This is a genomic window from Streptomyces sp. NPDC026206 (assembly GCF_040638465.1).
Taxonomy (GTDB): Bacteria; Actinomycetota; Actinomycetes; order Streptomycetales; family Streptomycetaceae; genus Streptomyces.
This window is the reverse complement of record NZ_JBEZYL010000018.1, coordinates 16,497-38,185: the sequence shown is the minus strand read 5'-3', so window position 1 is coordinate 38,185 and position 21,689 is coordinate 16,497. Positions and strand designations below refer to the sequence as shown.

Sequence of the window (21,689 nt, the reverse complement as noted above, 5' to 3'; positions counted from 1 at the left end):
GGCCGTCAGACCGTCAGGCCACGGACCAGCAGGTCGAGCAGCGCGCACACGAACAGCGCGATCCCGATGAAGCCGTTGACCGAGAAGAACGCCCTGTTCAGGCGCGAGAGGTCAGCCGGCTTGACGATCGAGTGCTCGTAGAGGAACGCCCCCGCGACCACCACCAGGCCGGCCCAGAAGAACACACCGGCACCGGTGGCCAGCGCGTACCAGACCAACAGCCCCGTCGTGATGACGTGGCACGCCCGCGCGCCGTACAGCGCCGCCGCGATGCCGAAGCGGGCCGGGGTGGACTTCACGCCGTGGGCGCGGTCGGCGGCCACGTCCTGGCAGGCGAAGATCAGGTCGAAGCCGCCGATCCATACGCCGACCGCCAGACCCAGGATCACCGCGTCCCAGGACCACTCGCCGGTGATCGCGAGCCAGGCACCGACCGGGCCGATGGCCTGGGCGAGGCCGAGGATCGCATGCGGGAAGTTCGTGAACCGCTTGCCGTACGGGTAGACCACCATCGGGATCACGGCGAGCGGCGCGAGCGCCAGGCAGAGCGGGTTGAGCAGCGCGGCCGCGCCCAGGAAGAAGACGACGGCCACCACAGCGCCGGTCCACGCCGAGCGTACGGACAGCGCGCCGGTCACCAGCTCCCGGCTCGCGGTGCGCGGATTACGGGCGTCGATCTCACGGTCGATGATGCGGTTGCACGCCATCGCGAAGGTGCGCAGGCCCACCATGGCCACGGTGACGAGCAGCAGCCGTCCCCAGTGGATGTTCCCGTCCCACTGGAACATCGCGGTGAGGGCGGCGATGTAGGCGAAGGGCAGCGCGAAGACCGAGTGCTCGATCATCACCACCCGCAGGAAGGCCCTGGTGCGGCCCTGCGGCACCGCGGCGGCGGAGGCGCTCACAGCCCGTACTCCTTCCAGCGCTTGGTCACCCGGTCGGCGACCTCCGGATCCGACTCGACCATCCGCGGCCAGCCGCCGTCGCGCGTGTAGCCCTCCTCGGGCCACTTCGCGGTCGCGTCGATGCCCGCCTTGCCGCCCCAGAACTGCTGGTAGGAGGCGTGGTCGAGGTGGTCGACGGGCCCCTCGACGACGGTGAGGTCACGGGCGTAGTCGGTGTTGCCCAGCGCCCGCCAGGACACCTCGTGCAGGTCGTGCACATCGCAGTCGGAGTCGACCACGATGATCAGCTTGGTCAGCGACATCATGTGCGCGCCCCAGATGGCGTGCATGACCTTCTGCGCGTGCTTGGGGTACTTCTTGTCGATCGAGACGATCGCGCAGTTGTGGAAGCCGCCGGACTCCGGCAGGTGGTAGTCCACGATGTCCGGGACGATCACCTTGAGCAGCGGCAGGAAGAACCGTTCCGTGGCGCGCCCCAGCGGGCCGTCCTCCGTCGGCGGGCGGCCGACGACGATCGACTGGAGCAGCGGGCGCCGCCGCATCGTCACACAGTCGATGCGCAGGGCCGGGAAGGGCTCCTGGGGAGTGTAGAAGCCCGTGTGGTCGCCGAAGGGGCCCTCGGGGAGCATCTCGCCGGGCTCCAGCCAGCCCTCGATGACGACCTCGGCGTTGGCCGGGACCTGCAGCGGCACCGTCTTGCAGTCGACCATCTCGATCCGCTTGCCCTGGATGAAGCCCGCGAAGAGGTACTCGTCGATGTCACCGGGCAGCGGCGCCGTGGAGGCGTACGTCACCGCCGGGGGGCAGCCGAAGGCGATGGCGACCGGCAGCCGCTCCCCGCGCTTGGCGGCCACCTGGTAGTGGTTGCGGCTGTCCTTGTGGATCTGCCAGTGCATGCCGATGGTGCGCTTGTCGTGGCGCTGGAGGCGGTAGAGGCCGAGGTTGCGGACGCCGGTCTCGGGGTGCTTGGTGTGGGTGAGGCCCAGGTTGAAGAAGGAGCCGCCGTCCTCGGGCCAGGTGAACAGCGCGGGAAGCCGGTCGAGGTCCACGTCGTCGCCGGTGAGGACCACTTCCTGGACCGGCGCGTCCTTGACCTTCTTCGGCGGCACGTGCGCCACCGCACCCAGCTTGCCGAAGGCCTCGCGCATACCCACGAAGCCCTGCGGCAGCTCCGGCTTGAGCAGCCCGCCGATCTTCTCGCTGATCTCCCCGTACGACTTCAGGCCCAGGGCCTTGAGCAGCCGCCGGTCGGTGCCGAAGACGTTCATGGCGAGCGGCATCGCCGCGCCCTTGACGTTCTCGAAGAGGAGCGCGGGGCCGCCCGCCTTGTTCACTCTGTCGACGATCTCCCCGATTTCCAGGTATGGATCGACTTCCGCCTTGATGCGCTTGAGATCGCCATCGCGCTCCAGCGACCGGAGGAACGAGCGAAGATCGTCGTAAGCCATGCCTTCCAGTATCGAGCACGCACTACCCTGGACCCGTCACGGGGGCCGCCGAGCGGCCCGTAGCACCGCACTCCGGGGGCCGCCACCATGCTCAGGTATCTGCCGTTCCTGCTGATCCTGGCGCTGTGGATCTACGCCTTCATCGACTGCCTCAACACGCCGGAGAAGGAAGTGCGGGGCCTGCCGAAGCTGGCGTGGGTGTTCGTCATCCTGCTCTTCGGCGAGGTGCTGGTGGGCCCGGTGGCCTGGCTCGTGGCGGGCCGCCCGCGCGGTCGCGCGCGCGTCCGCCCGGCGCGGCAGCGGTGGGTCGCCCCCGACGACAACCCGGAGTTCCTGCGCTCGCTGAAGAAGGACGACGACAAGGACCCGGGTGGCGAGGGCCCGAAGGGCTGAGCGGCCTCAGCCGCCCTGCCCGCGCTCGTAGTGCCCCCGCAGCTGCTGCCAGCGCTCCCGCGTCCAGGTGGACCAGTCGGCGGGGTGCCCGGCCAGGGCCTGCATCAGGTACTCGAAGTGGTGGTGCCACCCGGCCAGGCAGTCCAGGCGGACGTCCTCGGGCCCGGCCATCTCATTGGTGAAGTGCAGCAGCGTCCCGCCGACACCGAGCGGCCCCGGCTCCAGCTCGAAGCGGATGCGGCCGTGGATGTCCACGGTGTACTCCGCGAGCCGCTTCGGCTCCCACGCGGTCACCTGCCCGGGCGCCACCGTGGCGTGACCCCGGGCGTCGGTGTTCTGCCACCGCAGCGTGATCGCCCCGCCCTCGCGCCGCTCGAACGGCTCGGCCACGGCCAGCCAGGTCGGCAGCCCTTCGGGCGTGGCGACGGCGTCCCACACCTCGTCGACGGGATGCGGGATGGACAGCTCGTAGCGCAGGGTGTGGGTGTCGCCCCGGGACTCGGACGCGCCGTAGGGGGAGGGGATCTCCATGGGTCCACGTCTAACACGTGGCGGCGCGGGGCGCGCGTCAGTCGCGGGGCCAGGACGTCGTGTCGACGACGATCTCGGGGAACGGGAGGGTGAATTTGCTCGTGAAGCTGTACGTGGCCTGGTCGGTGTACTCACCGTCGAATGGCGCGTGAAAAACGTGCACGAACCCGGTCTTCGGGTCTGCGATCACGTACGTGGGGATCTCGGCGATGGCGTAGGTTTTCAGCTTCGACCCGAAGTCGTCCCGTCGACTGCTTCGGGAGACGACCTCTGCGACCAGTTCCAGGTCCTGGTACTGGTACAGGCCCTTCTCCGTCTTCTCCGCGCCCTCCCTGACGAGCGCCACATCGGGTGCGAAGCCGTTGAGGCAACCTGGGAAATCGACACGCACGTCCCAGAGGATGCCCGGATAATCCATGCCGCGTACGGCCTCGAGGGCACGGGTGAACATACGGATGATCGTGGAGTGCACGTCATGCTGCGGATTCAGGACGATCTCCCCCTCGATGATCTCCGCCCGGTAACCCGCAGGCACGTTCATGGCATCAATGAGTGCGAACATCTCATCGAGCTGCGCCGAGTCCTCTATGGTCGCCATCCGGTACCTCCCCAGTCCGTTCCGAGTCTAGGGAGCCACACCACCTCCCGCTCGCACAAAGGCCCGCTTCCCCCGAACGAGGGAGCGGGCTTTCGTACACGCGCGCGGCGCGAGCGTGCGGTCACACCCCCGCGTAGGAGTGCTTGCCGCTCAGCAGGATGTTCACGCCGTAGTAGTTGAACAGGTAGCAGGCGAAGGCCAGCAGGGCCAGGTAGGCGGCCTTGCGGCCCTTCCAGCCGGCGGTGGCGCGGGCGTGGAGGTAGCAGGCGTAGGCGACCCAGGTGATGAAGGACCAGACCTCCTTGGGGTCCCAGCCCCAGTAGCGGCCCCAGGCGGCCTCGGCCCAGATCGCGCCCGCGATGATCGTGAACGTCCACAGCGGGAAGACGGTCGCGTTGATGCGGTAGGCGAACTTGTCCAGGGTGGCCGCCGAGGGCAGCCGGGAGAGGACGTTGCTCCAGGCACCGCCGCCGTCGCCGCCCTCGGCCAGACGGGCCTCGTAGCCGTCACGGAAGAGGTAGAACAGGCTCGAACACGCCCCCACCCACAGCGCCGCGCCCGACAGGATGGCGCAGGAGACGTGGATCCACAGCCAGTAGGAGTGCAGCGCCGGCACGAGCTGGTCGCTGTCGGTGTACAGCACCGAGACGGCCAGGCCCAGGTCGAGCAGGATCGACGTGGTCAGCGGCAGGCCCAGCCAGCGGACGTTCTTCTTCGCCGCGAGCAGGCCCAGGTAGACGCCGACGGCGGCCATGGCGAACGTCGTGGAGAACTCGTACATGTTGCCCCACGGCGCCCGCTCCACGGACAGCGCGCGGGTGAGCACGCCGCCCACGTGCAGGGCGAAGGCGAGGACGGTCAGCGAGACGGCGATGCGGCCGTACAGGTCGCCCTTCTCGCTGGTGCCGGCGGCGCCGGGGCCGTCGGGCACGTCACGGCTGCCGGGGGCGGCGCGCGTGACGACCTTCGGGCGCTCCAGGACGGCCGTGCCGCCGCCCTGCCCGGCCTTCTTCACGTTGACGGTCACGGCCGGCGCCGCCGCCGTGATCGCCGCGGCGGTGCGGCCGACGGCGCTGCGGCTGCCGAGGACCCACTCGGCGATGTGCGCGAGGAAGGCGAGGGTATAGACAGCCATGGCCGAGTAGACCAGCACATTGCTGATGTGGGCCAGGTTCTCGTTGGCTGCGGCGGCGAGAATCACGCGCGCGCTCCTTCGGACGGTTCGGCGGGGGCTGCTGTGTCGTCGGCGTCGGCGGCTGCGTCGGCGTCGGTGGCTTCGGTGGTGACGGGCGGGGCATCGGGCTGCAGGGCCACGGCGAGGGCGGCAAGCTCTTCGGGCAGCCGGGCGGACTCACTGCGGCCGAGGCCGGCCAGCTCCACGACCGTACGCCCCCCGCCGTCGGCCACGGCCCGCACCCACACCCGGCGGCGCTGGATGAACAGCGACCCGGCCAGGCCGATCAGGGCGCAGACCGCGCCGACGAGCGCGAGCTCGTTGCCCGGCTTCTGCGAGATCTGGAACGTGGCCCACTGCTTGATGCCCTCGAACTTCAGCTCGCCCGCACCGTCCGGCAGCGCCATGGTGTCGCCGACCTTGAGGGCCTTGGCGAAGGCCGAGCCGTCCGCGTCCTTGAACTGCTTCATCTTGGACGTGTTGAGCTGGTAGACGCTCTGCGGCACGCCCGAGTCGAGGCCGAGGCTGCCGCGGTAGGCGGTCAGCACGAGCGCCGGATTGTCCAGCGCGGGGAACCGGGACAGCATGGTTCCGGACCGCAGGTCCAGGGTCGGCACGAAGTTGCCCTGGAAGCCGAGGTCGTCCTCCTTGCCGTCCTTGTCCCGGTAGTCCGGCACCTTGAGCACACTGGTCTCGGTGACGTTGTTGTCCAGCGGCAGCGAGGGGATGGGGCCCCTGAAGGCGACGTTGCCCTTGCCGTCGCGGACCGTGACCATCGGGGCGTAGCCGTGGCCGATGAGGTAGACCTTCGAGCCGGCCGTCTCCAGCGGCTCGTTCACCTTGATGGTGGCCTTGCGGGGCGCGCCGTCGGCCCCCTCCCGGTACGTGACGTGGGCGGCGTAGTCGCGCGGGGTGCCCTTCTCGGGGCCGGTGCGCTCGTACGTGCCGGAGAAGCTGTCGAGGTCGAAGTCGAAGGCGTCGAGGTCGTCGGCGTCGAACAGCGACCCGGCCTTGAAGTCGTCGTACTGGGTGAGCGTGTTGGCGAAGCCGTCGCCCTCGACGACCAGCTTGCCGCCCTCGGACTTCCACAGCTGCCCGGCGGCGAACGCCACGAGCATGACGATCAGGGAGATGTGGAAGAGGAGGTTGCCGGCCTCACGCAGGTAGCCCTTCTCCGAGCCGACCGAGTCCGCGGCCCGCTCGGTGCGGAAGCGCCTGCGCCGCAGCAGCTTCTCCGCCGCCGCCAGCACCTGCTCCGGCTCGGCGTCCGTGCGCCAGGTGGCGTGCGCGGGCATCCGCGTCAGCAGGCGCGGGGCGCCCGGCGGGCGGCTGCGCAGCTGGCCGACGAACTGCCAGGTGCGCGGCACGATGCAGCCGATGAGGGAGACGAACAGCAGGATGTAGATCGCGGAGAACCACACCGAGCTGTAGACGTGGAAGAGCCCGAGCTTCTCGTAGACCGGCGTGAGCGTCTCGTGCCTGGTCTTCCAGGCCTCGGCCTTGAGGACGTCGACGGAGGCCTGCGGCACGAGCGAGCCGGGGATGGTGGCCAGGGAGAGCAGGAAGAGCAGGATCAGCGCGACCCGCATCGAGGTCAGCTGGCGCCACACCCAGCGCACCCAGCCGAAGGCCTCCCGGCCCGACCAGGCCAGGGCCCCCAGGGCGCCGGGCTTGCGCATGCCGCCGAACGAGCCGGGCACCGCCTCCCCACGGTCCTCCACGGGGGCCGTGGACATGGATGCGCCCGCGGCGCCGGCGTCGGGATCCTCCGGCGCCGGAGCGGAAGCGGTGCTTTTCGTCTTGGCCATTGATCAGATCCCGGGGGTGAATTGCGACGACCACGTCTGAAGGTCCTGGACCATGCTGTCCCACGCGCCTGTGACCAGGAGCACACCGACCACGACGAGCATCCCGCCGCCGGCCCGCATGACCCACGCGTAGTGCCGCTTGATCCAGCCGAACGTGCCGAGCGCGCGCCGGAAGGCGACGGCGGCCAGGACGAAGGGCAGGCCGAGGCCGAGGCAGTAGGCGACCGTGAGCAGCGCACCGCGCCCGGCGCTGGCCTGCTGGGAGGACAAGGACAGGACGGCGGCGAGCGTGGGGCCGATGCAGGGCGCCCAGCCGAGGCCGAAGAGCACCCCGAGCAGCGGCGCCCCGGCCAGGCCCATCGCCGGTCTGGTGTGGAAGCGGAACTCGCGCTGGCCGAAGCGGTTCAGCAGCCCCATGAAGGCCAGGCCCAGCACGATGGTGAGGGCCCCGAGCACCGTGGAGATCGTCTCCTTGTACTCCAGCAGCGTCTGGCCGAAGAAGCCGAAGGCCGCGCCGAAGGAGACGAAGACGGCGGTGAAGCCGAGCACGAACAGCGAGGACCCGGCGACCATCCGGCCCCGCCGGGCCTCGGCCAGGTCGGCGCCGCTGACGCCCGTGACGTAGGAGAGGTAGCCGGGCACGAGCGGCAGCACGCACGGCGAGAAGAACGAGACGAGGCCGCCGAGCACCGCCACGGGCAGGGCCAGCAGCAGCGCTCCGGTCAGGACCGTCTGGTTGACCTCACCCGCGGCGGCGAGCGAGGTGGCCACGGTCGCGTGCGTCACATCGGCCACGGAGTTCACCGGGGTCACTTCTCCGCGACCAGCGGGTCGAGGGCCTCGCGCAGCTCGTCCTCGCCCAGCGGCTTGATCGCCCTGGCGGCGATCCTCCCGTCCCGGTCGATGAAGACGGTGGAGGGGATGGCCTGGGGGTTCAGGCTGCCCTTGGGGAAGCGCAGCAGCAGCTTGCCGGAGGAGTCGTACAGGCTCGGATAGGGAACCTTGAACTCCTTCTCGAAGGCCAGGGCCGGGGCGGGGTCGGGGTCGCGGGTGTTGAGCCCGACGAACTCCACGCCCTTGGCCTTGTAGTCGTTGGCCACCGCGACGAGGTTCTTGGCCTCGGCCCGGCAGGGCGCACACCACGAGCCCCACACGTTCAGGACGACGATCTTGCCCTTGTGGTCCTTGGCGACGTCGAGGTCCTTGCCGTCCAGGCTCTTGCCGGAGAGGTCCGGCGCGCTCTGCCGGCCGGCCTTGTCCTTGACCACGTCGACGCCGCCGGAGCCCTGCACGAACTGGGTCTGCCCGCCTCCGCCGGAGGTGTTACCGGAACCGCACGCGCTCAGCGTCAGCGCCGCAAAAGCGGCTCCGGCGGCCAGCACGGTGGTACGACGGCGGGAACGGTGGCGTCGAAGGGCGCGGCAGGCACTCATGTGAAAAGTTTCGCATGGGCAGTTCAGGGATCTTCCTCACCCCCCTCGGTGTCCTCCTCGGCAGGCTTCTGCGGCTTCTCCGGCTTGGGCGGGGCTTTCGGCCCGGCTTTCGACGCGGCTTTCGGCCCCGCCTTCGCGCTCCACTTCTCGCCCACATCAAGCTTGCGCAGTCCGGCGAGCACCGCCGGACTCTGCACATCCAGCCAGTCGACGAACTGCCGGAACGACACCGGACGGACGTCCTTGCGCTTGTCGTCGGCGATGTACTTGATCGCCTCCTCCACCGCATCCATGTAAATCCCCCCGTTCCATTCCTCGAAGTGATTCCCCACAAAGAACGGCGCCCGGTTCGTCTCGTAGGCCCGGTCGAATCCGGCGATGTACGACTCCGTGGCCTGCCGCCGCCAGGACGAGTAGTGGTGGGAGGGACCGCGGGTGGTGTTCTTCGACTGATTGGCCAGGATGTTGTAGTCCATGGAAAGGACCTCGAACGAGTGACCCGGAAAGGGCATCTGCTGCAGCGGCAGGTCCCACAGCCCGTGCTTCTTCCGCGGCCACACCTGCAGCCCGCCGGCCGAACTCGCGTCGTAGCGCCAGCCGAGTTTCGCGGCGGTGGGCAGCAGATTGTCCTGGCCCAGCAGACAGGGGGTGCGGCCGCCGACGAGTTCCTTGCGGTAGTCGAAGGGCAGCGGATCAAGATCGGTGAATCCGGTGTGCGTCCGCCACCGGGAGACGAACGAGACCGCCTGCTCGATCTCGTATTCCCACTCCTTGGGCGTCCAGTGGGCCACCGATCCGCTCCCCGAACAGAAGTGGCCGTTGAAGTGCGTGCCCACCTCGTGGCCCTCCAGCCAGGCCGCCCGCATCTGGCGCAGCGTCTCCCTGATGTGCCCGTCCGTGAGGTACCCGATGTCGGACGCGCCGACGGGATTGTTCGGCGGGTCGTAGAGCCGCTTCTTCGACTCGGGCACGAGATAGACCCCCGACAGGAAGAACGTCATCCGCACGCCGTGGTCCCGGGCGAGCTTGCGGAAGCGGGGGAAGAGACCGTTGCCGACCTCGCCCGCCCCGTCCCAGGAGAAGATCACGAACTGCGGGGGCTTCTCGCCCGGCTCCAGCGGGACAGGCTTCGGCGGCTGGTTGGGCTGCCGGCCGTAGTCGGCTGTGGACCCGTCACCGATCAGGCGAGGCTTGACCGGGGCGTTCGCCTTCGCGCCGGGCTCACTCGGCCCGAGGCTCGCGGTGGCGGAGGAGCAGCCGACGCCACCGCCCAGCGCGGCCGCCGCTCCCACCCCCATTCCGAGCAGGGTCCGTCGGGTGATGTCGCGGCTTTCGCGCATGTCGGCTCCGTCCGTGCTCGCTGCGCCCCCGTACCATATGCCGTCCATATAAGTGGACATTGAGTACGAGGGCGCGTCGAACTACGACGGTTGCGCTGTTTTCAGGGTCTTCACGGAATTTTCGGTTGCGACCCTTCACCTGGTTCGCGCGGGCGTACGACCGCCTACGCCCCGAACGCCTTCGCGCCGCCCTTCACCGGCTTCGCGCCCGCCAGCAGATGAGCGGGCACCAGATCCCGGGCCGGCTCGCTGTATCCCACCGAGACGATCCGGTCCCCGCGGTAGGTGAACGTCGTCAGGCTCGCCAGCGTGCACTGCCGCCTGCGCGGGTCGTGCCACAGCCGACGCTTCTCCACGAAGCTCCGCACGATCCAGATCGGCAGCTGATGACTGACCAGCGCGGCCTCATGACCGCGCGCGGCATCCTTCGCCGCGTCCAGCGCACCCATCATCCGCACGACCTGCTCGACGTACGGCTCACCCCAGGAGGGACGGAACGGATTCGTCAGGTGCCTCCAGTTGGCCGGCTTGCGCAGCGCGCCGTCGCCGACCCCGAAGGTCTTGCCCTCGAAGACGTTCGCCGCCTCGATCAGCCGCTCGTCCGTCGCCAGCTCCAGGCCGTGCACCTTCGCCACCGGCGCCGCCGTCTCCTGAGCCCGCTCCAGCGGGGAGGCGACCACATACGCCACATCCCGCTCCGCCAGATGCTCCGCCACCCGGTCGGCCATCCGCCGGCCCAGTTCCGAGAGGTGATAGCCGGACCTGCGCCCGTACAGCACGCCGTCCGGGTTGTGCACCTCACCGTGGCGCACCAGATGGACGACGGTGATGTCGCTGTCCTTGCCCGCCCCGCTCACTTGCCCTCCTCCGTCGCCCCGGCCGCCGCACGCGCCGCGGCCGGCAGCGCCGCCGCGATCCGCTCGATCGCCGCCGCGTCGTGCGCCGTCGAGACGAACCACGACTCGAACGCCGACGGCGGCAGGTACACGCCCTGCGCCAGCATCGAGTGGAAGAAGGCGTTGAAGCGGAACGACTCCTGCGCCCTGGCCTTGTCGTAGTCCGTGACCTCGCTCCCGGTGAAGAACACCGAGAACATGTTGCCCGCCGTCTGCAGGCGGTGGACCACGCCCTCCTTGGTGAGCGCCTCGCCCACCAGGGCGCGGATCTCGGCGGAGACCGCGTCCACCCGCTCGTACGCCGCGTCGTCCAGCAGCCGCAGCTGCGCCAGGCCCGCCGCCGTGGCGACCGGGTTACCCGAGAGCGTGCCCGCCTGGTAGACCGGGCCCGCCGGGGCCAGGTGCGCCATCACATCGGCGCGGCCGCCGAAGGCCGCGGCCGGGAAGCCGCCGCCCATGACCTTGCCGAAGGTCATCAGGTCCGGCTTCACGCCGTCGATGCCGTACCAGCCGGCCTTCGAGACCCTGAAGCCCGTCATGACCTCGTCGGAGATGAACAGCGCGCCGTTGCCGGCGCAGGCGGCCTTGAGGCCCTCGTTGAAGCCAGGCAGCGGCGGGACCACGCCCATGTTGCCCGGCGAGGCCTCGGTGATCACACAGGCGATCTCGCCCGGGTGGGCGTGGAAGGCCTCGTGGACGGCCTCCAGGTCGTTGTACGGCAGGACGATCGTGTCCCCGGCCTGCGCGCCCGTGACGCCCGGCGTGTCGGGGAGGCCGAACGTGGCCACACCGGAGCCGGCGGCAGCCAGCAGGGCGTCCACATGGCCGTGGTAGCAGCCCGCGAACTTGATCACCTTGGCGCGGCCGGTGAAACCGCGGGCCAGCCGGATGGCCGACATCGTGGCCTCGGTACCGGACGAGACCAGGCGCACCTGCTCGACCGGCTCGATCCGCGCGACGATCTCCTCGGCCAGCGCGACCTCGCCCTCACCGGGCGTGCCGAACGAGGTGCCGCGCGCCACCGCGTCCTGCACGGCAGCAATCACTTCGGGGTGGGAATGGCCGAGAATCATCGGCCCCCATGAACACACGAGGTCCACATATTCCCGGCCATCGGCGTCGGTCAGGTACGGACCGGAGCCGGAGACCATGAACCGGGGCGTACCGCCCACGGCTCGGAACGCGCGCACCGGAGAGTTCACGCCACCGGGGGTCACGACCGACGCACGGTCGAAAAGCGTCTGCGAGACTGGGGCTTCATATGGGTAGCTCACGCTAGCCATGGTCTCAGAGCCCTCCGGCGAGTCGCGGCCGGGCGTTTCGCACGCTGTGCACGGGGGAGGTCTCTGAGACGATGATCGGGTTGCGCGGCGGGGGCTGTGCTGCCTAAAAAAGCGGTCGGGTGGAGATATGCATCGCGGTGGCGGACTGGGCGAGGGCACCGATGACCTGGGGCCCGAGCGAGCCGAGCAGGCCCACAGGGGGCGACACCGGCGCGAGGAACAACGCGAGGAATACAGCGCGAGCAGGAGTGGCCGGGTGGGGGTGACCTACAAATACTTCGGGGCACCGAATGGCGCCACCGCTGCCCGCGTGCCCATTTCCATGCGCCCGGAAGAGCTCGGCGGCGACGAGCTGGGCATGGGCGGCATGTTTACGAAGATCAAACCGGAGACGGTGGCCGCGATGGTCCTCACCGGCATCGAGGGCATACCCCTGCACAAGGTCCCCCCTCTCGAACTGGTCGTTCTCCATCCCGACTACGCCGTCGTGAAGCTCCCCATGACCGTGGTCGATCCGCTGCGCGGCATTGGCGAGGAATCGGTGGGCGCAGCCGCTTTCATCTGGTCCACGGTCCCCGACCGGGGCGGCCCGCGCGACGCGTTCTCGGTCTACCGGCTGCTGCACGAATGGCAGGACTTCTCCCATCGCCTGCACGAGGCCGGCCACCAGCCGTACTGCCTGGTGTGGCCGTAACCAATCCCCCGTAAATCGCCGCCGACCAAAACAAATCCCCGCTGACCGAAACAAACCCTCGCCGACCGGAACAAATCCCCGCGACATAATCTGCGGCCATGCTCATCGCCCGTTCCATCACCCTCTTCCTCCTCGCCGCACTCCTGGAGATCGGCGGCGCCTGGCTGGTCTGGCAGGGCGTACGCGGCAGCGGTTCCGGACCGGGGCGCGGCTGGGCCTGGACCGGCGCCGGCGTCCTCGCCCTCGGCGCATACGGCTTCGTCGCCACGCTCCAGCCGGACGCGCACTTCGGCCGGATCCTCGCCGCGTACGGCGGCGTCTTCGTGGCGGGCTCCCTCGCCTGGGGCATGGCCGCGGACGGCTTCCGCCCGGACCGCTACGACGTGGCAGGCGCACTGGTCTGCCTCGCCGGCGTAGCAGTGATCATGTACGCGCCCCGCGGCCGCTGACCCGGCCGGACGGGCCGCCTATGCTGCGCCTAGACCACGCCAGTCCCAGGAGGCCCAGCATGAGCACCCGCACCGCAGTCATCACCGGCGCGAGCAGCGGCATCGGCGCCGCCACCGCCCGCCGGCTGGCCGCCGCCGGCTACCGCGTCGTGCTCACCGCCCGCCGCGAGGACCGCATCAACGCCCTCGCCGAGGAGCTCACCGCAGCCGGCCACGAGGCGGTCCCCTACGTCCTCGACGTCACCGACCGCCCGGCCGTCGACGCCTTCGCCGCCTTCCTCGACGCCCACGCCCCCGTGGAGGTCCTGGTCAACAACGCCGGCGGCGCCATCGGCGCCGAGCCCGTCGCCACCGCCGACCCCACCGACTGGCGCACGATGTACGAGGTCAACGTCCTCGGCACCCTCCACATGACCCAGGCCCTGCTCCCCCGCCTCGTCGCCGCCGAGGGCACGGTGATCGTCCTCTCCTCCACGGCGGGCCTGGCCACCTACGAAGGCGGCGGCGGCTACGTCGCGGCCAAGCACGGCGCCCACGTCATCGCCGAGACCCTGCGCCTGGAGCTGTGCGGCGAGCCCGTACGCGTCGTCGAGATCGCCCCCGGCATGGTGCGGACCGAGGAGTTCGCCCTCACCCGCTTCCGCGGCGACAAGGACAAGGCCGCCGCCGTCTACAACGGCGTCGCCGAGCCGCTGAGCGCCGACGACGTCGCCGACACCATCTCCTGGGCCGTCACCCGCCCCCCGCACGTCAACGTCGACCTGCTCGTCGTCCGCCCGCGCGCCCAGGCCTCGAACTACAAGGTGCACCGGGAGAGCTGAACCGGGACGGGGGCCGGGACCGGACCGGGACCGGGACCGGGACCACGGTCGCAGGACCGGCGACCGATGCGTAAACGATCATCCAACGGTAGTTTCGTCCGTACAGCCGCCCACTGGCGGACCCGTACCAAGGGGGATCCCATGCGCGTCACCGGCTTCGACCACCTCGTGCTCAACGTCTCCGACGTCGAGCGCGCCCTCGCCTTCTACACCGGTCCCCTCGGCCTGGAGCCGGTCCGCGTGGACGAATGGCGCGCCGGCAAGGTCTCCTTCCCCTCGGTCCGGGTCTCCCCCGGCACGATCATCGACCTGGTGGCCCGCGAGCGCGGCGAGTCCAACGTCGACCACATCTGCCTCGTCGTCGAGCCCCTGGACTGGCAGGACGTCATCGCCGCCGGCACCTTCCAGGTCGTCGACGGCCCCGGCCCCCGCTACGGCGCCCGCGGCACCGCCGAGTCGGTCTACGTCCTCGACCCGGACGGCAACACGGTCGAGCTCCGCTGGTACCCGCAGGACGCGTGAACGCAAACGGAAGCGGCGCCTACGCGCGTTGCGCGCTCGCGGGTTCGAGTGACGCCCGGTTGTTCAGGACAACCGGGCGACGGGGGCGACTGACGATCGCTGCGCCGAAAATAGCGCCCGTCAGCCCTTCACGCAGACGACCTGCTTGAGCTTCGCCACGACCTCGACGAGATCCCGCTGCTGCTCCATGACCTGCTCGATCGGCTTGTACGCGGCCGGGATCTCGTCGACCACACCACGGTCCTTGCGGCACTCGACGCCCTGCGTCTGCTCCGCCAGGTCCCGCTCGGAGAAGCGCTTCTTCGCCTGGTTGCGGCTCATCCGGCGGCCCGCGCCGTGCGAGGCGGAGTTGAACGACGCCGCGTTGCCCAAACCGCGCACGATGTACGAGCCGGTGCCCATCGAGCCCGGGATGATGCCGTACTCGCCGCCGCCCGCGCGGATCGCACCCTTGCGGGTGACCAGCAGGTCCACGCCCTCGTACCGCTCCTCGGCCACGTAGTTGTGGTGGCAGGAGATCGTGGGCTCGAACATCGGCTTGGCCTTCTTGAACTCCTTGCGGACGACGTCCTGGAAGAGCGCCATCATGACCTCGCGGTTGTGCCGCGCGTACTCCTGCGCCCAGAACAGGTCGTGGCGGTAGGCGGCCATCTGCGGGGTGTCGGCTATGAACACCGCGAGGTCGCGGTCGACGAGCCCCTGGTTGTGCGAGAGCTTCCGCGCCTCGCCGATGTGGTACTCGGCCAGTTCCTTGCCGATATTGCGGGAGCCGGAGTGCAGCATCAGCCAGACAAATCCTTGGCCATCGATGCAAACTTCGCAGAAGTGATTTCCGGATCCGAGCGTTCCCATCTGCTTCAGTGCCCGACCCTGACGGAATTTGACCGCCTCCGCCACCCCGTCGAACCGTGCCCAGAAGTCGTCCCACCCCGCCGTCGGCAGCCCGTGCAGGCGGCGCGGGTCCACCGGGTCGTCGTGCATGGAGAAGCCCACCGGAATCGCCTGCTCGATCTTCGACCGCAGCCGCGACAGATCCCCCGGCAGGTCGTTGGCCGTCAGCGAGGTCTTCACCGCCGACATGCCGCAGCCGATGTCGACCCCCACCGCCGCCGGGCACACCGCGCCCCGCATGGCGATCACCGAGCCGACCGTGGCGCCCTTGCCGAAGTGGACGTCCGGCATCACGGCGAGGCCCTGGATCCACGGCAGCGTGGAGACGTTCCGCAGCTGCTGCATCGCTACCGGCTCGACCGTGGCGGGGTCCGCCCACATACGGATCGGTACCCGGGCGCCGGGCACCTCTGTGTAGGACATACCTTCCTCATTCCCCCGAAAAACATGGATAACGCAAAAGCCGGAACTATCAGCTCATCCACGACAGCGGGACGGCAGACGCGGCAGCGCGTGCGGTACACATTGTGTCCAGTCGCCACCGCGCGACGACAAACGGTTTTCGGCTGAAGGGAGCCACGGACAGTGCAGCGAAGGGCGTACGCACCGGCAGCCGCACTGGCCGCGGCGGTGCTGGCGGCAGGTCTCACCGGGTGCGGTGGAGGCGGCGGGTCCGGCGGCGGGGGCATCGACGCCAAGGCCGGGCAGTCGGGGTCCTCGGCCCCCGCGGGGCCGCCCGGGAAGTACCACAGCCTCCCCGAGCCGTGCGGTTACGTCAGCCCCGGCACCCTGCGCCGCATGCTGCCGGGCGCGGGCGACGGTGACGAGGCGGAGGCCAAGCGGCTCCTGCGGGGGCAGGCGGCCATCACGTACGACACCGACCGCCGCGTCGGCTGCCGCTGGAAGCTGGAGACGCCCAACGGCACCCGGCACCTGTCGGTGGACTTCGAGCGGGTGGTCTCCTACCAGCCGGGGGTCAGCGACGAGGCCCGGGCGCAGCAGCTGTACGAGCGCCAGGCGAGCGCCGCGCGCATCCCCAGCGCCGCGCCCTCCGCCCCGTCCGGCAAGCCCTCGGCCGCCCCCTCCGCGTCCGCGAGTGCGTCCGCGAGTGCGGGCGCGCCCGGTGACGGGGGTCCCGTGCCGCAGCTGGGCGAGGAGTCGGCGGTGCCCTCGGCCCCGTCCTCGGCGCCGGCGTCCGCGTCCACCGATCCGCGCCTGGCGCCCCGGGTGCTGGACGATCTCGGCGATGACGCGTTCGTGAACGACAAGTTGGCGACCACCGGCACGGGAGTGCACCGGGATGTCACGGTCGTCTTCCGGTCCTCGAACGTGCTGGTGACGATCGCGTACGACCAGTGGACGACGGACAAGCAGCAGGTTCCCAGCAGTCAGGACCTGCAGGGCAAGGCCCATGGCCTGGCCCGTGAACTCGACGCCGGGCACTTCGGCAATTAGCCCGCCGCCCGGCGGGTTGACGGCCCCGTTTCGGCCGCTGCCGGGCGTGGGCCGCGTACCGTGCCCGTAGGCACGACCCCGTAGGTACCGGGCGCGTACGACAGCCGCCACGCCCCGCGACCACTTACTCCGAACGAGCGAAGGACCCATGCACCGACGAACCGCCCCGCGACTCGCCCGAATCCTCGCCTGCGCCGCAGTACCGGTGATGCTCGTCGCCACCGGCTGCTCCTCGGACGGCGACTCCGGGTCCAAGAAGGAGTCGGGCAAGCCGACGAAGTCGGCGACGCCCAGTGCCGCGCCCACGGTCAAGGCGGCGACGTTCGCCAAGCTGCCGGAGGTCTGCAAGACGGTCGCGGAGAAGTCCGTCGAGAAGCTGGTGCCGAAGGCGGACAAGAAGGAGGGCAAGGCCCTCCCGGCGAGCGACACCAACGACTCGGCGAGCTGCTTCTGGAGCGGTCTGAACGACGAGGACGTGAAGGACCTGCAGTTCCGGTCCCTGACCGTCTCGTTGAAGCGGTTCGCTTCCGACCCGACGCTGGGTTCGGGCGAGAAGCGTGCGGAGGCGTTCGCGGCGCAGCAGGTGACGAAGGCGACGACGGCGGACGGTGCGAAGAACGCCAAGACCGACAAGGCGGACGGCATCGGTGAGAGCGCGAGCGTGGTGAGCACCGAGTCGAAGAAGGACGACAACGACTTCCGGAACGAGACCGTGGTGACGCGGACCGCGAATGTCGTGGTGGTCGTGAAGTACAGCGGTGCGGGCTATGAGGGTGCGAAGTCGCCGAATGTGGACGACATGAAGAAGGACGCGCAGGAGGCGGCCAAGGAGGCCGTGAAGTCGGTCGCCGAGGCGAACAAGTAGCAGCTGGGCGGGCGTGAAGCGGCGAAGGGCCGCCGGCCGGTGGGGTTCACCGGGCGGCGGCCCTTCGTGCTGTGGGGTGGTTACGCCCCGAGCAGTGTGCGTACGCGGTCGGCGCCGACCGCGAGCAGCAGCGTGGGCAGGCGCGGGCCGGTGTCGCGGCTGACCAGGAGCTGGTAGAGCAGGGCGAAGAAGGCGCGCTGGGCGAGCTTGAGCTCCGGGGTGGGCTTGGCGTGGGGTTCGAGCCCGGCCTGGACCTTGGGGACGCCGTAGACGAGGGCGGTCAGGCCGTCGAGGGACCAGTGCTCGTCCAGGCCGTCCAGGAGGAGGCGCAGGGATTCGCGGGCCTGCTCGTCGAGGGAGCCGAGGAGCTCGGTGTCGGGTTCGGAGCGGACGACCGTGCGGGACTCGGCGGGGACCTGGGTGTTGATCCAGTGCTCGGCCTTGTCCAGGCGCGGGCGGGTCTCGTCGAGGGACTTGACCGGGTTGGCCGGGTCGAGGTCGCCGAGGATGCGCAGGGTCTGCTCGTCGTGGCCGGCGGTGATGTCGACGACCGAGGCGAGCGTGCGGTAGGGCAGCGGGCGGGGGGTGCTGGGCAGCTCGCCGGCGGCGGTGCGGACGGCGCGGCTGTAGGCGGCGGCGTCGGCGGGCAGGACGGTGCCGTCGGCGACCTTCGCGCCGAGCTTGTCCCACTCGTCGTAGAGCCGCTGGATCTCCTGGTCGAAGGCGATCTTGAAGGACTGGTTGGGCCTGCGGCGGGCGTAGAGCCAGCGCAGCAGGGGGGCCTCCATGATCTGGAGGGCGTCGCCGGGGGTGGGGACGCCGCCCTTGGAGGAGGACATCTTGGCCATGCCGCTGATGCCGACGAAGGCGTACATCGGGCCGATGGGCTGCTCGCCGCCGAAGATCGGGCCGACGATCTGGCCGCCGACCTGGAAGGAGGAGCCGGGCGAGGAGTGGTCGACGCCGCTGGGCTCGAAGATGACGCCTTCGTGGGCCCAGCGCATGGGCCAGTCGACCTTCCAGACCAGCTTGCCGTGGTCGAACTCGCTGAGGAGGACGGTCTCGCGGTGGCCGCAGGCGCAGTGGTAGGCGAGCTCGGTGGTCTCGTCGTCGTACGCCGTGACCGTGGTGAGGTCCTTGTTGCAGACGGTGCAGTAGGGCTTGTACGGGTAGTAGCCCGTGCTGCTGCTGCCGTCGTCCTCGGCGGCGGCGCCGGAGCCTTCGGCGGCCTCCAGCTCGGCCTCGTCGACCGGCTTCTGCCCCTTCTTGGCGGGCTTGGCCTTGGTGCGGTACTGGGCGAGGATCGCGTCGATGTCGCCGCGGTGCTTCATGGCGTGCAGGATCTGCTCGCGGTAGGCGCCGGCGGTGTACTGCTCGGTCTGGCTGATGCCGCGGTAGTCGATGCCGAGCTCGTCCAGGGCCTCGGTCATGGCGGCCTTGAAGTGCTCGGCCCAGCTGCCGTAGGGGCTGCCGGGCGGGGCGGGGACGGCGGTCAGCGGCTTGCCGATGTGCTCCGCCCAGGAGGCGTCGACGCCGGCCGGGACCTTGCGGTACCGGTCGTAGTCGTCCCAGGAGAGGACGTGGACGCATGCGTGGCCGCGACGGCGGATCTCGTCGGCGACCAGGTGCGGGGTCATGACCTCGCGGAGGTTGCCGAGGTGGATCGGGCCGGAGGGGCTGAGACCCGAGGCGACGACGATCGGTTTGCCCGGGGCACGGCGCTCCCCCTCGGCGATGACCTCGTCGGCGAAACGGGAGACCCAGTCGGCCTCGGTGCTCTGAGCCTGAGCCACGGCACTTCCTTCCTTACGGTCCTGGCATGACCATTGTCCCAGACGGAAGGGGTGGCTCCGGGGTTGCCCGGGGCGCGGGAAATCCCCGGGAGTCCGTGATAGGCGCATGGGATACTCGGACTGTCGAAAATGCCGCCTACCGGAATGGCAACCACCTCATGGCTTCGGTTCCCTCCCTCGCTTCCACGCTCGACCAGCGCATCGCGGACGCCCTCTCGGCTGTTGTGCCGGAGGCCGGTGCCGCCGATCCGCTGCTGCGACGAAGCGACCGGGCGGACTTCCAGGCCAACGGCATGCTGGCGCTGGCGAAGAAGCTGAAGGGCAACCCGCGCGAGCTGGCCGCGAAGGTCGTCGGGGCGCTGCCGGCCGGTGACCTGATCCGGGACGTCGAGGTGTCCGGTCCGGGCTTCCTCAACATCACCGTCTCCGACAAGGCGATCACCGAGACGCTGGCGGCCCGTGCGGCCGACGAGCGGCTGGGTGTTCCGCTCGCGGAGCAGCCGGGTACGACGGTCATCGACTACGCCCAGCCGAACGTGGCGAAGGAGATGCACGTCGGCCATCTGCGCTCGGCGGTGATCGGCGACGCGGTCGTGCGGATCCTGGAGTTCGCGGGCGAGAAGGTCGTGCGCCGTCACCACATCGGGGACTGGGGCACGCAGTTCGGCATGCTCATCCAGTACCTGACCGAGCACCCGCACGAGCTGGACCACAAGGACGCCTCGTCCGGCGAAGAGGCGATGTCCAACCTCGGCCGGCTCTACAAGGCCTCCCGGGCGCTCTTCGACTCCGACGCGGAGTTCAAGGAGCGGGCGCGCCGCCGGGTGGTGGACCTGCAGGCGGGGGACGAGGAGACGCTGGCGCTGTGGCAGCGTTTCGTGGACGAGTCGAAGATCTACTTCTACTCGGTCTTCGGCAAGCTCGACATGGACATCCGCGACGAGGACGTGGTCGGCGAGTCGGGGTACAACTCCATGCTGGCGGAGACCTGCCGCCTGCTGGAGGAGTCCGGTGTCGCGGTGCGTTCCGAGGGTGCGCTGTGCGTCTTCTTCGACGACGTCAAGGGTCCGGACGGCAACCCGACGCCGCTGATCGTGCAGAAGTCCAACGGCGGCTACGGCTACGCGGCCACCGACCTGTCCGCGATCCGCGACCGGGTGCAGAACCTGGGCGCGGACACGCTGTTGTACGTGGTGGACGCCCGTCAGTCGCTGCACTTCAAGATGGTCTTCGAGACGGCGCGGCGCGCGGGCTGGCTGACCGAGGGTGTGCGGGCCGTCCAGCTTCCGTTCGGCACGGTGCTGGGCAAGGACGGCAAGCCGTTCAAGACGCGTGAGGGCGAGACGGTCCGGCTGGTGGACCTGCTGGACGAGGCCGTCGAGCGGGCCACGGCGGTGGTGCGGGAGAAGAGCGAGAAGATCGGCCTGACCGAGGCCGAGATCGTCGGGAACGGCAATCAGGTGGGCATCGGCGCGGTGAAGTACGCCGACCTGTCCACCTCGGCCGCCCGTGACTACAAGTTCGACCTGGACCAGATGGTCTCGCTCAACGGCGACACGTCCGTCTACCTCCAGTACGCCTATGCCCGTATCCAGTCGATCCTGCGGCGTGCCGAGGGTGTGAGTGCCAAGGCGCATCCGGAGCTGGAGCTGGCGGCGGCCGAGCGGGCGCTGGGGCTCCACTTGGACCGGTTCGCCGAGACGCTGGCCGAGGTGGCCGCTTCGTACGAGCCGCACAAGCTGGCCGCGTACCTGTACCAGCTGGCCTCGTTCTACACGGCCTTCTATGACCAGTGCCCGGTCCTGAAGGCCGAGGGCGGCCCGGCCCAGGTGGAGAACCGCCTCTTCCTGTGCGACCTCACGGCGCGCACGCTTCACCAGGGCATGGCGCTGCTGAGCATTCGCACTCCCGAGCGGCTGTAGCGCGTGGGGCGGCGGGCGCGCTCACCCCGTGCCCGCCCCGAGCTCGAACCAGATGAGCTTGCCGACCAGCCCCTGTGGCTGGTCGCGCAGTGCGAAGCCGCCCCAGCTGTCGGCGCACCACTGGACGAGGCCGAGACCGCGGCCCTGCTCGGCGGCCTCGGTCTCCGCGTCGGGCAGGGTGACGCGGTCGAGGGCGGGCAGCCTGGGGTTGGTGTCCCAGACGGCGACGCGCACCCGGTTGCCCTCGCGCTTGACGCGCACGGAGGCCGGGCCGTCGGAGTAGCGGTAGGCGTTGGTGACGAGCTCCGAGGTGAGCAGCTCGGCGGTGTCGGCGAGCTCCAGGAAGCCGTGCTCCTCGAAGATGGTGCGCAGCGTGCGTCGCGCGATGCACGGCGCCATGGGGTCGGAGGGGACCTGAAGCGTGTACTCCCAGTCGTCCGTCAGTTCCGGTTCATGGCTCATGCACGC

Annotated in this window: 22 protein-coding genes; 8 read left to right on the top strand and 14 right to left on the bottom strand. The window is 70.0% G+C overall.

What is annotated here, in order from left to right; all coding sequences use genetic code 11:
* Positions 1-5 precede the first annotated feature (5 nt).
* Positions 6-905: a menaquinone biosynthesis prenyltransferase MqnP gene (gene mqnP, locus AB0F13_RS22910; RefSeq protein WP_362085315.1), complete on the bottom strand. Its 900-nt coding sequence runs from the start codon at positions 903-905 to the stop codon at positions 6-8.
* On the bottom strand, positions 902-2,353 hold the full coding sequence (locus tag AB0F13_RS22905) for a menaquinone biosynthesis decarboxylase (RefSeq protein WP_362085312.1): 1,452 nt from the start codon (positions 2,351-2,353) through the stop codon (positions 902-904). Before AB0F13_RS22905 ends, mqnP begins: the two co-directional genes overlap by 4 nt.
* A gap of 87 nt (positions 2,354-2,440) precedes the next feature.
* On the opposite strand from AB0F13_RS22905, the gene AB0F13_RS22900 reads away from it, so the two are divergent.
* Complete coding sequence (locus AB0F13_RS22900; RefSeq protein ID WP_362085309.1) at positions 2,441-2,746, top strand: PLD nuclease N-terminal domain-containing protein; 306 nt, start codon at positions 2,441-2,443, stop codon at positions 2,744-2,746.
* 6 nt (positions 2,747-2,752) lie between these two features.
* Here AB0F13_RS22900 and AB0F13_RS22895 read toward each other — a convergent pair whose 3' ends face one another.
* The 9 genes from AB0F13_RS22895 to hemL all read right to left on the bottom strand — a co-directional run bounded on the left by AB0F13_RS22895 (position 2,753) and on the right by hemL (position 11,809).
* Positions 2,753-3,277, bottom strand: coding sequence for an SRPBCC domain-containing protein (locus AB0F13_RS22895; protein ID WP_362085306.1), 525 nt, complete (start codon positions 3,275-3,277; stop codon positions 2,753-2,755).
* A gap of 37 nt (positions 3,278-3,314) precedes the next feature.
* The gene (locus AB0F13_RS22890; protein WP_362085303.1) at positions 3,315-3,875 is read right to left on the bottom strand and encodes a Uma2 family endonuclease; all 561 of its coding nucleotides are present in this window, start codon (positions 3,873-3,875) and stop codon (positions 3,315-3,317) included.
* Between the two features lie 121 nt (positions 3,876-3,996).
* The gene (ccsB, locus tag AB0F13_RS22885; protein ID WP_362085300.1) at positions 3,997-5,076 is read right to left on the bottom strand and encodes a c-type cytochrome biogenesis protein CcsB; all 1,080 of its coding nucleotides are present in this window, start codon (positions 5,074-5,076) and stop codon (positions 3,997-3,999) included.
* On the bottom strand, positions 5,073-6,857 hold the full coding sequence (locus AB0F13_RS22880) for a cytochrome c biogenesis protein ResB (RefSeq protein WP_362085297.1): 1,785 nt from the start codon (positions 6,855-6,857) through the stop codon (positions 5,073-5,075). Before AB0F13_RS22880 ends, ccsB begins: the two co-directional genes overlap by 4 nt.
* Positions 6,858-6,860: 3 nt before the next feature.
* Positions 6,861-7,628, bottom strand: coding sequence for a cytochrome c biogenesis protein CcdA (locus tag AB0F13_RS22875; protein WP_362085516.1), 768 nt, complete (start codon positions 7,626-7,628; stop codon positions 6,861-6,863).
* A 38-nt stretch (positions 7,629-7,666) separates the two neighbouring features.
* Positions 7,667-8,290 (bottom strand): TlpA disulfide reductase family protein, encoded by a 624-nt coding sequence (locus AB0F13_RS22870; protein ID WP_362085294.1) that lies wholly within the window; start codon positions 8,288-8,290, stop codon positions 7,667-7,669.
* Positions 8,291-8,313: 23 nt separating this feature from the next.
* The gene (locus AB0F13_RS22865) at positions 8,314-9,630 is read right to left on the bottom strand and encodes a hypothetical protein (protein WP_362085291.1); all 1,317 of its coding nucleotides are present in this window, start codon (positions 9,628-9,630) and stop codon (positions 8,314-8,316) included.
* Positions 9,631-9,794: 164 nt separating this feature from the next.
* Positions 9,795-10,487, bottom strand: coding sequence for a histidine phosphatase family protein (locus AB0F13_RS22860; RefSeq protein WP_362085288.1), 693 nt, complete (start codon positions 10,485-10,487; stop codon positions 9,795-9,797).
* Positions 10,484-11,809, bottom strand: coding sequence for a glutamate-1-semialdehyde 2,1-aminomutase (gene hemL / locus AB0F13_RS22855; RefSeq protein WP_362085285.1), 1,326 nt, complete (start codon positions 11,807-11,809; stop codon positions 10,484-10,486). Before hemL ends, AB0F13_RS22860 begins: the two co-directional genes overlap by 4 nt.
* Positions 11,810-11,936: 127 nt before the next feature.
* Between hemL and AB0F13_RS22850 the strand changes: the two genes are divergently transcribed.
* The 4 genes from AB0F13_RS22850 to AB0F13_RS22835 all read left to right on the top strand — a co-directional run bounded on the left by AB0F13_RS22850 (position 11,937) and on the right by AB0F13_RS22835 (position 14,295).
* Positions 11,937-12,503 carry a hypothetical protein gene (locus AB0F13_RS22850; RefSeq protein ID WP_362085282.1) on the top strand — a complete coding sequence of 189 codons (567 nt, stop codon included), beginning with the start codon at positions 11,937-11,939 and terminating at the stop codon, positions 12,501-12,503.
* A gap of 98 nt (positions 12,504-12,601) precedes the next feature.
* On the top strand, positions 12,602-12,952 hold the full coding sequence (locus tag AB0F13_RS22845) for a YnfA family protein (RefSeq protein ID WP_362085279.1): 351 nt from the start codon (positions 12,602-12,604) through the stop codon (positions 12,950-12,952).
* A gap of 59 nt (positions 12,953-13,011) precedes the next feature.
* Positions 13,012-13,773 (top strand): SDR family oxidoreductase, encoded by a 762-nt coding sequence (locus AB0F13_RS22840; protein ID WP_362085276.1) that lies wholly within the window; start codon positions 13,012-13,014, stop codon positions 13,771-13,773.
* Positions 13,774-13,914: 141 nt separating this feature from the next.
* On the top strand, positions 13,915-14,295 hold the full coding sequence (locus AB0F13_RS22835; RefSeq protein ID WP_362085273.1) for a VOC family protein: 381 nt from the start codon (positions 13,915-13,917) through the stop codon (positions 14,293-14,295).
* 120 nt (positions 14,296-14,415) lie between these two features.
* Here AB0F13_RS22835 and AB0F13_RS22830 read toward each other — a convergent pair whose 3' ends face one another.
* Positions 14,416-15,609: an RtcB family protein gene (locus AB0F13_RS22830; RefSeq protein WP_362085270.1), complete on the bottom strand. Its 1,194-nt coding sequence runs from the start codon at positions 15,607-15,609 to the stop codon at positions 14,416-14,418.
* Between the two features lie 162 nt (positions 15,610-15,771).
* Here AB0F13_RS22830 and AB0F13_RS22825 point away from each other — a divergent pair, with 162 nt between their 5' ends.
* The gene (locus AB0F13_RS22825; RefSeq protein ID WP_362085267.1) at positions 15,772-16,641 is read left to right on the top strand and encodes a hypothetical protein; all 870 of its coding nucleotides are present in this window, start codon (positions 15,772-15,774) and stop codon (positions 16,639-16,641) included.
* A 148-nt stretch (positions 16,642-16,789) separates the two neighbouring features.
* On the top strand, positions 16,790-17,506 hold the full coding sequence (locus tag AB0F13_RS22820; RefSeq protein WP_362085264.1) for a hypothetical protein: 717 nt from the start codon (positions 16,790-16,792) through the stop codon (positions 17,504-17,506).
* An 80-nt stretch (positions 17,507-17,586) separates the two neighbouring features.
* Here AB0F13_RS22820 and lysS read toward each other — a convergent pair whose 3' ends face one another.
* Positions 17,587-19,299, bottom strand: coding sequence for a lysine--tRNA ligase (lysS, locus tag AB0F13_RS22815; protein WP_362085261.1), 1,713 nt, complete (start codon positions 19,297-19,299; stop codon positions 17,587-17,589).
* A 158-nt stretch (positions 19,300-19,457) separates the two neighbouring features.
* Between lysS and argS the strand changes: the two genes are divergently transcribed.
* The gene (argS, locus tag AB0F13_RS22810) at positions 19,458-21,221 is read left to right on the top strand and encodes an arginine--tRNA ligase (RefSeq protein ID WP_362085259.1); all 1,764 of its coding nucleotides are present in this window, start codon (positions 19,458-19,460) and stop codon (positions 21,219-21,221) included.
* 21 nt (positions 21,222-21,242) lie between these two features.
* Here argS and AB0F13_RS22805 read toward each other — a convergent pair whose 3' ends face one another.
* Positions 21,243-21,683 (bottom strand): ATP-binding protein, encoded by a 441-nt coding sequence (locus tag AB0F13_RS22805; protein ID WP_071965504.1) that lies wholly within the window; start codon positions 21,681-21,683, stop codon positions 21,243-21,245.
* Positions 21,684-21,689 lie beyond the last annotated feature (6 nt).